12 protein-coding genes are annotated in these 13788 nt (G+C 35.4%); 9 read left to right on the top strand and 3 right to left on the bottom strand.

Features of this window, described 5'->3' with window-relative positions; translation table 11 throughout:
* Positions 1–54: 54 nt before the first annotated feature.
* From DRF65_RS27060 to DRF65_RS27050, 3 genes are all read right to left on the bottom strand, one after another.
* A complete protein-coding gene (locus DRF65_RS27060) occupies positions 55–1614 on the bottom strand; it encodes an Rne/Rng family ribonuclease (RefSeq protein WP_115973817.1) in 1560 nt (519 codons plus the stop codon).
* Positions 1615–1982: 368 nt separating this feature from the next.
* Complete coding sequence (locus DRF65_RS27055) at positions 1983–2273, bottom strand: HU family DNA-binding protein (protein WP_002984212.1); 291 nt, start codon at positions 2271–2273, stop codon at positions 1983–1985.
* A gap of 259 nt (positions 2274–2532) precedes the next feature.
* The gene (locus tag DRF65_RS27050; RefSeq protein WP_115973816.1) at positions 2533–3204 is read right to left on the bottom strand and encodes a response regulator transcription factor; all 672 of its coding nucleotides are present in this window, start codon (positions 3202–3204) and stop codon (positions 2533–2535) included.
* A 180-nt stretch (positions 3205–3384) separates the two neighbouring features.
* Here DRF65_RS27050 and tssO point away from each other — a divergent pair, with 180 nt between their 5' ends.
* The 9 genes from tssO to DRF65_RS27005 form a co-directional block, all read left to right on the top strand.
* Positions 3385–3918, top strand: coding sequence for a type VI secretion system TssO (tssO, locus tag DRF65_RS27045; protein WP_115973815.1), 534 nt, complete (start codon positions 3385–3387; stop codon positions 3916–3918).
* A 12-nt stretch (positions 3919–3930) separates the two neighbouring features.
* Positions 3931–4455, top strand: a complete 525-nt coding sequence (locus tag DRF65_RS27040) for a type VI secretion system transmembrane protein TssO (protein ID WP_115973814.1) — start codon at positions 3931–3933, stop codon at positions 4453–4455.
* A gap of 51 nt (positions 4456–4506) precedes the next feature.
* Positions 4507–5418: a PKD domain-containing protein gene (locus DRF65_RS27035; protein ID WP_115973813.1), complete on the top strand. Its 912-nt coding sequence runs from the start codon at positions 4507–4509 to the stop codon at positions 5416–5418.
* A 46-nt stretch (positions 5419–5464) separates the two neighbouring features.
* Positions 5465–7870: a type VI secretion system protein TssR domain-containing protein gene (tssR, locus tag DRF65_RS27030; protein ID WP_115973812.1), complete on the top strand. Its 2406-nt coding sequence runs from the start codon at positions 5465–5467 to the stop codon at positions 7868–7870.
* A 405-nt stretch (positions 7871–8275) separates the two neighbouring features.
* Positions 8276–8683, top strand: a complete 408-nt coding sequence (tssD, locus tag DRF65_RS27025) for a type VI secretion system tube protein TssD (protein ID WP_115973811.1) — start codon at positions 8276–8278, stop codon at positions 8681–8683.
* A 170-nt stretch (positions 8684–8853) separates the two neighbouring features.
* Positions 8854–10788 carry a type VI secretion system Vgr family protein gene (locus DRF65_RS27020; RefSeq protein WP_115973810.1) on the top strand — a complete coding sequence of 645 codons (1935 nt, stop codon included), beginning with the start codon at positions 8854–8856 and terminating at the stop codon, positions 10786–10788.
* Positions 10751–12241, top strand: coding sequence for a hypothetical protein (locus DRF65_RS27015; RefSeq protein ID WP_228438975.1), 1491 nt, complete (start codon positions 10751–10753; stop codon positions 12239–12241). Before DRF65_RS27020 ends, DRF65_RS27015 begins: the two co-directional genes overlap by 38 nt.
* 86 nt (positions 12242–12327) lie before the next feature.
* On the top strand, positions 12328–12972 hold the full coding sequence (locus DRF65_RS27010; RefSeq protein WP_123947444.1) for a hypothetical protein: 645 nt from the start codon (positions 12328–12330) through the stop codon (positions 12970–12972).
* A 205-nt stretch (positions 12973–13177) separates the two neighbouring features.
* A partial coding sequence (locus tag DRF65_RS27005) for a hypothetical protein (RefSeq protein WP_133297840.1) occupies positions 13178–13788 on the top strand: 611 nt, incomplete at its 3' end.

The raw sequence follows: 13788 nt of genomic DNA, 5'->3' as shown, positions 1-13788 counted from the left end.
TACAAATATAATAAAAAAAACCTTCAGTAAAAACTGAAGGTTTTAAATTTTGTCTTAATTAGAAAATTCTATCAATTCTTCTTTTTTCGAATTGTAGATTTTATATTCTAAATATTTAAAAGAATCCCTTGGAACAATGGTTACCCATTTTTTATACTTGATAAACCATTTCATCTGGATACTTTTGATGCCTTTTGTTAGATAGGCTTCTACAAACGGGTGCACATGCAGGTAGATTTTTCCTTTCTCTTTCTGCAGGATGTTTCTAAGTGTTTCACCCATTTTTTCCACGATCACAATAGGAGCTACAATTTCTCCGTCTTTGTTCGGGTTTTCTTCTTTGGTTTCGATCTGTTTTTCCGGACGGTTTCTTTGTCTGGTGATCTGGATCAGACCGAATTTACTTGGAGGAAGTATTTTGTGGCGAGCTTTGTCTCGCTTCATTTCCTCTTTAAGGTGTTCATAGAGCTCTCTTCGGTGCTCTGAGTTGGTCATGTCGATGAAATCGATCACAATGATACCTCCCATATCGCGGAGGCGGAGCTGTCTGGCAATCTCTGTGGCTGCCATTTTGTTCACTTTAAGAGCGTGTTCTTTATTGACAGCGGCTCCGGTAGTAATATTGTTTCCGGAGTTAACGTCTACGACGTGAAGTGCCTCGGTGTGTTCAATAACAAGATAAGCGCCTTTGGAGCTTGGTATGTTTACATGTTTTCCGAAGCTCTGTTTAAGCTGTTTTTCAACATTGTAATATTCCAGGAGTGGAATATGAGAATCATAAAACTGGACAATATTTTTCTTTTCAGGGGCAATTACTTCAACGTAATTGGTCATTTCGTTCACCATTTGCTCATCATCGCAGATGATATTCACGAAATCCTGATTAAAATTGTCTCTTAAAATAGCTGAAGCTTTGTCTTCTTCGCTTAAAACCTTAGACGGAACTTTATTTCTCTGGATATTTTTAAAGGTGGTCTCCCATTTCTGAATCAGCTGATTCATGTCATTATGAAGATCCGCTACCTTTTTTCCTTCGGCTACTGTTCTGATGATCACTCCAAAACCTTCAGGTTTGATGCTGTCGATTAGAGTTCTCAGTCTTTCCTTTTCCTCAGAACTTCTGATCTTTTTGGAAATGGAAACCTTGTTATCGAATGGAATTAAAACCAAAAAACGTCCTGTGAGTGAAACCTGAGTAGAAATTCTGGGACCTTTTGTAGAAATAGGTTCCTTGGTGATTTGTAAAAGAACAAGATCGTCTTTTGCAATCACTTTTTCTACCGTTCCGTTTTTATCTATTTCGGGCTGTATCTCGAAATTTTTTAAGCTTGAAGTATTTTGTTTTTTAGAGATCGTATCTTTTAAAAACTTTCTGTATGTAAGATACTGTGGGCCCAGATCCTGATAATGCAGGAATGCATCCTTGTCATATCCTATATTGACGAATGCTGCATTCAGGTTTGGTGCCAGTTTTTTTACTCTACCTATAAACAGATCTCCAACTATAAAATCGCTTTTGTCCTCTTGCTCATGAAGTTCACATAGTCTTCCGTCTTCCAGCAGTGCAATCTTTGTAAGATCATCTTCATGCGAAACTATTAGTTCTTTCTTCATTTTGTTATCAGATAAAAATTGTTAAGATTTTAGGAAATTGGTGTTGTTCTCGATTAATTCATCTACTAAATATAAGGATTTAGAATGAAAATCATTATATTTTTGTTAAAATAATATTTGAAACCATCCGTTTTCCGCGGAATCTTATAGTTGCAAACAAAAATATAGTCGGTGAACTTTAAAAATTTAAAACCACCAACTATATTATTATATTGTAAATCTCGAGAAAAAGAGATTATTTTTTCTTATGTCTGTTTGCTCTTCTTCTTTTCTTTCTTTTGTGAGTTGCAACCTTGTGTCTTTTTCTTTTCTTTCCGCTTGGCATAATTTTAATTTTTTAGTAACTAGTTAATATTCAGTTAATGTTCTTATTTTACTGCAACTTTCGTTTTTACTTTCTCAACAAAAGATTTTGAAGGTTTGAAAGCAGGAATGTTATGAGCAGGAATCTCAATCGCAGTGTTTTTAGAAATATTTCTTCCTGTTTTAGCAGCTCTTGTTTTAATGATAAAAGATCCAAAACCTCTCAGATAAACGTTATCCCCATTATACATAGAAGTTCTGATCTCCTGCATAAAAGCTTCTACAACTTTCTGTGTTTCATTCTTTTCTGTTCCCAACTTATTTGAGATGGTGTTTACCAATTCTGCCTTTGTCATTTCCTTATTTTAATTTTAAATTTTAGGTGTGCAAATTTAGTTAAAAAAATTGAATACTAGCAAATTAGTGGCGAAATATTTTTGTTCAATAAGTTGAGATATTAATGTATATGCTATGTTAACGCTGCTTGAAGATAATTTAATAATAAAATAATATTGCAATATAATGATAAAAAAACACTGATAATTCGAAAAAAACGGAACAGGCAACACTAGCCATACCAGTGTTTTCTGTCAGTCATTTTGTATCCTGTAATCACTACATACTGGAGTTGTAGTACCCATTTTCCACACAGAAACGGATGAGGTGAAGTTTGGTCTTCAGTCCCAGTTTTTCCGTAAGGCGGTTAATGTATGTGTCAATAGTTCTTGTACTCAGATTCAGTTTTTCTGCAATTTCCTTATTACTGAAGCCTTCGTAGCAGAATCTCATCAATTGTATTTCAGCCGGAGAAAGTTCTTCCTGTCCCTTCTTCTGTCTGTCCATATATTCCTGTACAGCCAGTGGCTGTTGCTCCCATTCTTTTGAATAGGCTTCGAAATCAAACTCGTCAGAGGCTATGCTTCCTTTAATGATGTCTTTAATAATAGTACTGTTCTTCTGACAATAGTAGATATTAGGTATCTTCGACAGAATTTCAGCCATATCTTCCTGGTAAGTCCCGGAATAAGTGATAATAGGTGTTTCTGTGTTATTTTTCCTTATATATTTAATAGCTTCAATCCCGCTTAATACCGGCATAAAAAGCTCTATGACAAATACATCTTCCTGCCTCCTGTAGATTCTGTTCACAAGCTCATGGCCATTGTTACAGTCGTTCAAAAGCATATAGAAAGGGTTTTCCATCAGAGTTTTGATCATTATTTTTTTAAAATAAAAATCACTGTCAGCTATGGAGAAACGCACGGTATTAGATAATATTTTACTCATTCTTAATATCGATTTGGCGAATGATATTTGAAATTCAGAGGCCTAATTTATGAAAAACTTATGAAAGTTTAAATTAATATTAATTTAAACCGGGATTTTACGAAACCAGAGCAGGGAAAATACGTATTGTGCATAAAAAAAAATTTTTATACTTTCACAGGCCAAACAAATCGCAAATATATGTCTTCGAACAGGGAAAAAAAATTGAACAAATCTGACGTCAGAACGGGCATTTGGAAGTTTATCCTTTCATTTGTTGTTTTGTCTATGGTATCCTTTAGCTGCCTGTACCTCTTCTTTAAGAGCTATGATATACAGCGCGAAGGGATAAGTCGTGAAGCAGAAGCTTACAAAGAATTAATGCGCCGAAGTGATATGCTGAAAGATAATGTGGATGATATTTACGAAAAAATGACCCAGCTTGACATGAACAAGGTGGAAAATGATGTTTTTCTTAGAACGAATATCATGGATAACGTAAGAAATGTTAAAAGTATTATGGGAAAAGACAGTACCGAAAGCTTTAAACATTATGCCACACTGATGAAGCAGATAGGACCTATGCTTACGTTAAAGACCAAAATTATTGGAGTAGAATACAAAAAGAAAACAGTTCTCAGAGATCTGGATGAATGTATGGGAAAAGTAAACAGAGCCAATACTGAGCTTAGAAAAGACCCTACAAGAAATTTCACCGGAGGTAGAAGACGATAAAAAAATAAAGATATGCAAGGACAAATTACACTATCTAAAAAAGAAAGGCATTATCAGTTTTTTTATTTGATACTGATGCTTGTGACTGCTATGATATTTCTGGGAATTCTCTTTTTGAAAGGTTTTGAATCCCCGTTTTCTGATGAAGATGTAAGAGGAATTCAGAATCTCGAACAAAAGGCCGAATTTGAACAACACCAAAAAATCATTATTCCGATCATGGACAGTACTTATACCATGATTACCAAACTTACCGATGAAGCTCCACAGCCTTTTGTGGAAAATAATATCTTTGTAGGAGTGAATGATCTTAATGGCTATTTTAAAGGTCATGATATCGTTGATACCAGAAAAGATGCCTATCCGCAAATTGCCCGCTTTTATAAGATGTACTACGAAGATAAAAAGGTAATTTCAACCACTTCAGAAGATATCAAGAGATTTGAAAAGCAGGTAGAGGAGTGCAGAATTGGGTTTAAAGATAAGCAGGATAAGATTTATCAGCGTCAGAATGAGTTGAAAGCTCGCACCCAATAAACTAATAATGAATTTAGGAACTTTAAATAAAACACATCACAATTATTAACTATGAATTATTTTCAAAAAAACAAAAAGAACATTATTATCGGTGTTATTGCAACATTGCTCATCGCTGCTCTTGTTGCACTTTGGCTGCAGAAAAAGGTGATCCATTCTGCTGATGATATTGTTGGAGTAGTCTATCCATCTACATTGTCGGTAGGAGATACACTTTTATTTGAAGATAAAACCCAGTTTGCAAAAACCAAAAGATGGAATTTTGGAGACGGAACAACTTCTGATAAAAACAGTGGGATCCACTTCTATAATAAGCCTGGATATTACCAGGTAAGTTTGATCGTTGACAGTAAATACACTAAATCATTCCCTGTAATGGTGTCCGCAAGAAGCGTAAAGCAGGCTAAAGACACTACAAAGTCTAAGACCACTATTGAAGCTCAGACACAGGCAATGCAGAATGAGAATGTGCAGTTCCGTGCCGTTTCCAATGCTACACAGTTTGCATGGAAATTTGGAGAAACAGGAAATACAGATGCTAAAGAAAAATTAGCCATCTATGCCTATAAAAAACCGGGAGACTATGTGGTTACCCTTTATACCGAAGAAAGCCAGGAACCTATCTACCACCGTATCAAAATTCTTCCTGCTTACAACTCTTTAGAACAGGAGGAAGTATCTGTAGAAGACTCTTATGCAAAAGTTGATAACGATTTCAAATATCATTTACAGCAGATTGCAAATGGAAACAGTTTCAATATGCACTACAATTACCTGTTGAAAACGTACCTGTGTAACAATGAAAACACAGTGGTAAAAGTAAATGACAGTAAAGTAAATAACTTCTATATGTACTGTGCAGGTCTTCAGTTTGACAAAAATACTGTGATCCAGACCGTAAAGGTGAATTTAGATGATACACAGAACTGCGTAACGAAAGTAGATATAAACCAAAGCAAATAATACCGTCCGGTTCTTCGGATGTGCCAATCATAAAAAGATAAATAGGATGAAAAATAAATTTCCTCTAGCAGCATATTATATAGGGTTATCAGTATTGTTGACGAGTTGTCAGGTAAAACTGCCATCAAAGAAAACTCCTGAGCCTTCCCAATACGGAAAAGTAGATAATTCAACGGTTGTTAACGGCTATCCAAAAAAATCCGTTCCATGGATCGTGATTTCGGACCGATCAAGAAATACGGCCTATCTGGATAAAGATGATGAAAAATCATATAAAGAAGTAAAATTTCTGGAGCCTTTAATGGTTCTGAAACATAGAGACGGAATGGTAAAAGTAGCGGAATACGTTCCGGATGCTTTAATGAAAAAAGTCTCATCAAAATCTATTAAAACATATGGCTGGATCCCTGAATCTGACCTGCTTTTATGGAACCACTCCCTGAAAAGCGAGAGAACCGGGTATCCTGTAAGAGTGGCTGTAGTGCCTAATAACAGCGAGGTGATCAAGAGTGCTGAAAGATACTATAAAAATGACTCGATCATGGTGTTCAATTCACCGAGCCTTAATGAAACAGCTAATGTTAAGATCCCTAACGGACAGGTGGTGTATGTTTACAAGCAGGCTGAAAATAATAAAAGATTCCTGGTAGGTAAAAAACCATCTATAGATATAGACAGTATTGGAAAAGGCCTTTATGGATGGGTGAGCTCCAATGTAATTTCCACATGGGGTGAGCGTTCAGCAATTAAGCTTAAAAACCCAACAGGAATTAACGATACAGAACTGGGAGTACATGAAGGGTATCCTGGAGCATCAGGATCAGATGCGGAAAACAGAACCGCTATTCTTCTTACGGATGTAAACAAGAGAAAACCTTTAGAAAATATCTTCCCGGTGACTCTGCCTTTAAATGAAGCTCCAACCCCGGATTCTAAAACGAAATATTTTACAAATATCCTCGATTATAGTAAAAACTATGTCTTTAATGTTTTAGGGGAGCCTATTTATTTCGACCGTTACAGAGAAATTACAGACAGAGATAAAAATATCAATATTGTTTTTGCATTGGATATAAGTGCCGGAAACGCCCCTTATGCCCCTATTGTAAAATCATTATTGCAGGATCTTCAGCTTAGATTTGAAAAACCATCCTATTTCAATAACGTAAAATACGGTGTAGTTTTATATAAAAATAACCCTTGTGGGACCAACACTGCTGTTTCTAACCTAAGTCCTGATTACAGTAAGATTACAACGTTTATCGATCAGAAAACAAATGAGATGAACTGTGCAAGTAATAATGGCTATCAGCCGGTAGGAGAGGCCCTTTCTGCAGCAGGAAACCTTCTTTCCAACGTTCCCGATGAAACCAATATTGTAGTGACTGTAGGTACATCTGCTAACCAAAGCGGAAATATGTACAGTGTTATCGGTTCTCTTACTCAGGCTCAGGCAAGACTGATTATGTTCCAGACCAGTGCAAGATCTTCAGATACCTATAATGATTTTGTATTGATGGCAGAGAACATAGTGACCAATACCGCTAAAAATATTGCTGAGCTTAAAAAACAAAAGATCATTAACCAATCTGACGTTCTTACCAAGAACAACTTCAGCCTTGTAGAAGGTGATGAAGGATTCTTCTCCTTAGCTTATCCTAAACAGAGTATGTCTCAGGGATTTGTAATCTTCCCTAAAAAAGGAGATATTGCGACTCCTGGATTCCTGAAAAAATCAGTGGATAGTCTTATCGCACAGGTAACTTTAGATAATCAGAATGTAGATAAGTCACTGAATGATTACTTCCATTCTTCCGTAGGAGCAGGAAAAACAGATGTGGATTTGAAATATAAATATCTGTATCCGGGACTTACCAATCCTGTTTCTGCAGGAATTGCAGCACAGTTGATCAATTATGGAAATCCTTTCCTTGTAAAAGGATATCTGCCAAAAGAGTTGAAAGAGATTACTCCGAGTATAGAAAAAGGAATTCTTATTTCTGAATCGGAATATGATAATTTAAAAGCTTTCTATTCTGAAGTATACAGAAATACAGCTCCTGATAAACCGGATTTCAATCAGTCAAAAGCGATCAAGGAATATGTAAGATTGTTAAAGAAATACAATCCAACGATCAAATTCCTGGATAAAGGAGATCTTTATGAGTTACCAATGTCTTATGCAATTGGAATGAGCACAGGATTCGACCTTTCTGAGGAAGAGATCATGGCGAAGTACAAACTTAAAGGATGGAGAAAATCAAAAATTGTTCGTAATGAGACAGTAAGAAACTATTTCCATCACTATAAGGATCTGGCAGAAAGGATGCTGAACCACAGAAATAATCCTGCAGTAAAGATTCAGCAGAACGGACAAACGTTCTATTGGCTTAACGAGTTCTTTACTCCAACTATGGTTCCGACAGAAGCTCCGGAATACACTAAACATTAATTGTTAGTTTTAACATATAAAAAGCAGAAGTCATTTTACTTCTGCTTTTTTATTTGTGCCCCCCCAAAAAAAAACTCTTTCTTAAGATTTTTTTTTCTCCTGATTTAGGATCTTAAATCTCGAGAAAAACCCCCGAATTTTAAATTCGTAATGCTGTTTATTTCTCACTTAAGTGTAAAAATATTTTTTTTTCATGATTTGGAGATAAAATACAAAGTGCTTTATTATTGGTAGTTATGATAGTGCTTGTAAATCCAAAGTCGTAGAATTACTACAAAAAGTCGTAGAACTACTACAATTTTTCAAATTTATGGTGAAAAGTTTTTTTTAGCGGAAAAGACCCTCTATATTTGCTAAACAATCACTGAATCACAAAATATTACTAACGATTAAAATTTACAAATCATGGCAGAAAGAAATTCAAGAGGGATTTTAAAATTCAACAACGGAGAAGGTCAAAAATTATTAAAAATGAACTACAGCGTATCAAGATCAACTGATGTATCAGGACGTGTAGCTTCAGACCCTTCTAACGCATTAATCAAAGTTACAGTAGAGGCTACTGAAAAATCAGACATCCTTGAAAGCTTACTGAATGGGAAATATAAGCCTACAGTAGGAGAGATTGTTTTCAACAAATCTCACGAAGAAGGAACATTAATCACTTTGAACTGGCAGAACGGATACGTGATCCAGCATCAGGTGGAATTTGATGCAATCGACAGCAACAGTATGTTTATCAGCTTCGTAATCAGTGCTGAAACTATTGACTATGGTACTTCTCAGTACGCTGGACTTTGGCCAACAAGCTAAAATTGTTACACATTATCAACATTCATACAAAGAAAGACTGTCCCTTATAAAGACGGTCTTTTTTGCCCTGTTATGAAAAATTATATTGATCAATTGTTGTCTATCTCACTGTTATGTTGATTATTTCGTAAAATACTACTATCTTTAATACTAAACTAAACACAAAGCATATGAAAACCGAAACAAAGACAAAGGGGTCTTCCTTCCGCCCTTCACAAAATGCTGATGGAATTTCTGAAAACCATCACGCAGGGATCAACCGGTTGGTAAAACTTTCCCTGGTTGTTGAGGGAAAAATTATAAAATATTACAAACATTTTACTCTTAAACAGAACTCTGGTAAGCATCACGAATTCAGTCTTGTCCTTGCACATGATGCATTGGGAGACCGTCAGAGCCATACCCTTGAAGAAGCGAATAAATTTTTAGGGAAACGCCTTACGGCAATCATTTCCTATAAAGATATTGATAACAGTCCCGAAAGAAATTTTGTAGGGTTGATCACCAAAGTAGGCTTTAGCCAGGAAAAGATGAGCCTTGGCAATATTGTACTTTCCGGATACAGTCCAACGATTCTGTTGGACGGAGCTCCACATATTCAAAGCTTTGGCGGCGGACAGCCCGTTAATATGGGAATCATCGCCGAAGAAGTAATCAAACAGGGAATTGATAAAAGTCGTTTTGATATCAGAGTGGATACCAACGATTATTCTCAGATTATCTACAGCAGCCAGTACAACGAGACGCACTATAATTATCTGGCAAGAATGGCAGAAGCTTATGGAGAACAATTTTACTATGATGGTGAAGTGCTTCACTTTGGAAAACTTCCGCCTCAGAATAAACCTATAAAACTTATTTATGGCAGTAATGCTGATGACATTAGGGTAGAATTAAAGGCTGTTCATACAAAACCCCAATACTACGGTTATAACAGCAGTAAAAATGAAAAACTGACATCAGGTGAAACGCCTGTAAACCATTTAGGAGACCTTGCTAAAACCGCATACAGCCATAATGATAAAATCTATAAAACCCCGGCTCTTCAGGTAGCCCCTATCAAGGCATCTACCCATTTGGATGTAGAAAACTCTCAGAAAAGTACTTCTGGAAGTGAAGCCGTGAGTGTATTTTCAGTATCCGGTTCTACAACCGTACCCTTCCTTCATCCGGGATGTGTGGTAGATATCCACATGAGAAAGCCGGACAGCAATGAGACTTCTTACTTTACCAAAGTAATGGTTACAGAAGCTGTACACGAAATCGATACCATCGGTCACTATAAAGGAACCTTCGAATCTATTGCCGCAGATACGGGATTTTTACCCAAGCCTGAATTTATGGTTCCAGTAGCCCAGCCTCAGATTGCCACAGTAATAGCGAATGCAGATCCTGAAGGCCAGGGAAGAGTACAGGTAAGGTTCGACTGGCAAATGAATGATACTACTCATTTTGTAAGAGTCATGACGCCTGATGCGGGAGGAACTGATCAAATCACTCAAAACCGTGGGTATGTAGCGATTCCTGAAGTAGGCGACCAGGTGATGGTCAACTTTGTCCACAGCCATCCTGACCGTCCATTCGTGATGGGGGGAATGTTCCATGGTGGAATCGGTTTGGGAGGCGGAATGGATAACCGTGTAAAATCCATCCAAACCAGAAGCGGACACCGAATTGTTTTCACAGAAGATGAAAGCATCATCATCACCGATAAAAGCGGTAACGAAATCCATCTGGATACTACGGGAAGCAATATCAATATTACCGCGCCGGAAACCATGACCCTGAATTGTAAGAATATGAACATCAACGTTGGGGAAAATATGACAACCACGGTGGGAATGAATAAATCTGCCAGTATCGGCTTAAACAATACAGAAAGTGTGGGAGCTATGAAGCTTACCTCAGTCATTGGAAATGCGAGTACATTTATTACCGGAAAACTGACAGAGATTATAGAAGGTGATGTACACAGTGAAACCAAAAAAGGGAAAACCGTGGTAAACAGTGAAGGAGGAATAGAAACCAGTACAAATGCTTCGATCAATAAACATGCAAAAAGTAATATTGAAAACAGAAGCGGAGAAAAAGGGAAAGCTCACTAAAAAAACAATTATGAGCAGAACCAGAATCGTAAAAGGGAATATATATGAGACTGTAGAAGAACATCTTAATTATTATTCTGCTGCAGATATTGTAGAAACAGCCAGTACCACTTATGTAGAAAATAGTGAGACTGATATTCTTTATGGAGGAAATCCCGAAAAACCGCCAGTGGCTGAAATTAATATTGCTGCAGATGCAATAGTCCATTTTCGTCCCATGAAAAACTGGAAGGGCAAAGAATATGGTTTTGACTGGATGCGTATTAAGGATACAGGATTATTTGGCGATGATTTATATTCAGATTTAATGGGAACATATGATAAATATCCCTCAGCTGACTCTTCTGCAATATTTACTGCCTCATCTACTTTGTTTACAGATCTTAAAGGTGAGTATAGCAATCCTTTTTACAGTATACCATGGTTATTGAAGAATAGAAAACCAACTAGCTATTATCCTTCTTGGATCTGCGTTGAAAAAAATAAAGAAATCAAGGTATCTTTAAAAGTACAGATCAGAGATAAGAAAAAACTTCCAACAGAATTGGTAATTGCTTATGATAAAACATTATGTGAGATTACAACAAGTTTGGGAAAAGGAACTGAAAATGAGAAAAATGACCCTACGAAAAATACACATTACGCAAAAATTGTAATCAAAAAAAATGAGAGTTATAAATTAGAGGATGAAATAAAATTGAAAGTGTTAGAAGACATTATTACACCTAAAATTTTAAAAGTTTTTTGTGATGGAAATGAAGCAGGCTATTTAAAGTTATATAATAACAAAGTTAAAAAGCTAAATGTAGTGTGTGTTAAAGTTACTACAAATAATGGGACAGGAAGTATTAAAGGGAAAGTTGAATTGGAAAACTATTTAAAGCAATCATTGATTAAAGTTAATATTGTAGAAAAGGAACTGGATATTACTAAAAATAGTGATGGCTCTTCAAATGCAGATTTATCACTTACTTCTATTAGTAACGGAAGTGGAATTAATGTTTCTGGAAATATTAGAGGTAAGTCACTATATGACTATTTGGATGAGAAATTAAAGATGGGATATCCTCATTTAGGAAGTAATGGCAAATCAGACGGAACGGGAACATATGATAGATTTTTACGTCTTTATTTCTTATCGGAAACAGCTTATTTAATGAATGGCAGTACACGAATAGGAGTTGGCGGTATTGGTACACCAATAGGTGCAGGACGAGGAACAATGTTTTCAGGAATAACAGATGCTGATATAGCTCATGAGGCAATGCATGCTATTGCATTAGGACACTCATTTGGAACACAAGAAAGTATATCTACCATAACTCCTTATCTTTTTAAATATAAAAAAACAGAAAATGTGATGGATTATGCCCATCTAGATGATAAAGATAAATATTCCACCTGGAAGTGGCAGTGGGATAAATTGAGAAATTTTAACTTATTGACAGAATGAAACAACCACATTTTTTTTTATTTATATTAGTATGGCTGAGTTTTAGCCAGTGTCAATCACAATCTTATCATAACAAAAATAATAATATGAGCTTAATAGACTCTTCTAACGAAAAGTTTGACCTTAGCATTTTGAAAAAATCCGATCAGAAATATGAGAATCCGGAACATTTTAGCTATGAATCTCATAAAACTGTTAAAGCTGATGGCAGGGAAGAATTTGTTTCCGGTAATTATTGGGGGATAAAACAAAGAATTATTCTTTCAAAAGGTTGGTTCAATATTCAAAAGGAGTACTATCCCAACGGTAATATAAAATCAAAAAGGATATATAATAAAACATCGTCAGGAGATTATGGACCTATGTATGATTTTGATGAACAAGGGAAACTGGCGAAAACAATAGATTTTGATGAAGGCTGGAAGACTTCCTTTGAAGCTATTACTGAAATTGCAAAAAAGTATATTCAAAAATATAATTACAAAATTGATGTATCTGCAAATGCCGTAATTAATGCTGACCAACAGTGGAACAAAGAATATATTAAAATATGGAGAAAAGAAAGTGATGGAAAAAAATATTGGCAGATTGGCCTGAATAAAGCCCATTATGATAATCCTGATGATAAAAAATGTGAACGAGTGGTAATTCTTGTAGAGGACAGTTCAGGAAAGGTTTTAAAAAATGAACATTATTTCGATAGGTATAACCATTTTCTCAAAGAATTATAAATGAACATTTAAATATTAAAAGAGTCGCTATTCTGGGGTTGGATTAATGTTTTTTATCCGAGAATATTTTATAGAGTATAAAAATGTATCTGTAACAATAGATTATTCACTCATTTTGCTAGAATGATCAATAATGAAAATACATTCCCAATTAATATATTGTTTCTTTTTGTGCTTCATATTCTATCAATGTGATGCCCAAAAAGTGACTTTAAATAAAAACAAATATGCCACTCTTATGGACTCAACAGCTGAAACACTAAACATTAATAATCCCAGATTATTAGAGACTAAAAAAGCACAAGGTCTTGTTGAGCCATATTCTTCAAGATTTGATGTAGATATGACCGAAAAACTAGATAATGGTAGTATGCAAACAATTATGGGAACCATAGGACTAGGCTACAATCAAAGAACTTTATTATCCAAAGGTTGGTTTGATATGTATAAAGAATACTATCCCAACGGTAATATAAAGTCAAAAAGGATATATAATAAAACATCGCCAGGAGATTATGGACTTATGTATGAGTTTGATGAACAAGGGAAACTGGCGAAAACAATAGATTTTGATGAAGGCTGGAAGACTTCTTTTGAAGCTATTACTGAAATTGCAAAAAAGTATATTCAAAAATATAATTACAAAATTGATGTATCTGCAAATGCCGTAATTAATGCTGATCAACAGTGGAACAAAGAATATATTAAAATATGGAGAAAAGAAAGTGATGGAAAAAAATATTGGCAGATTGGCCTGAATAAAGCCCATTATGATAATCCTGATGATAAAAAATGTGAACGAGTGGTAATTCTTGT

The organism is Chryseobacterium pennae, from assembly GCF_003385515.1.
GTDB classification, from domain to species: domain Bacteria; phylum Bacteroidota; class Bacteroidia; order Flavobacteriales; family Weeksellaceae; genus Chryseobacterium; species Chryseobacterium pennae.
Note: the sequence above shows the minus strand (reverse complement) of the source record. Positions and strands in the feature narration are given on the sequence as shown.

Coding starts and splice junctions, on each gene's coding strand:
- DRF65_RS27050 (WP_115973816.1), bottom strand. CDS start 3,204: ATGAGTAAAATATTATCTAATACCGTGCGTTTCTCCATAGCTGACAGT.
- DRF65_RS27055 (WP_002984212.1), bottom strand. CDS start 2,273: ATGACAAAGGCAGAATTGGTAAACACCATCTCAAATAAGTTGGGAACA.
- tssO (WP_115973815.1), top strand. CDS start 3,385: ATGTCTTCGAACAGGGAAAAAAAATTGAACAAATCTGACGTCAGAACG.
- tssR (WP_115973812.1), top strand. CDS start 5,465: ATGAAAAATAAATTTCCTCTAGCAGCATATTATATAGGGTTATCAGTA.
- DRF65_RS27060 (WP_115973817.1), bottom strand. CDS start 1,614: ATGAAGAAAGAACTAATAGTTTCGCATGAAGATGATCTTACAAAGATT.
- DRF65_RS27035 (WP_115973813.1), top strand. CDS start 4,507: ATGAATTATTTTCAAAAAAACAAAAAGAACATTATTATCGGTGTTATT.
- DRF65_RS27010 (WP_123947444.1), top strand. CDS start 12,328: ATGAGCTTAATAGACTCTTCTAACGAAAAGTTTGACCTTAGCATTTTG.
- tssD (WP_115973811.1), top strand. CDS start 8,276: ATGGCAGAAAGAAATTCAAGAGGGATTTTAAAATTCAACAACGGAGAA.
- DRF65_RS27040 (WP_115973814.1), top strand. CDS start 3,931: ATGCAAGGACAAATTACACTATCTAAAAAAGAAAGGCATTATCAGTTT.
- DRF65_RS27020 (WP_115973810.1), top strand. CDS start 8,854: ATGAAAACCGAAACAAAGACAAAGGGGTCTTCCTTCCGCCCTTCACAA.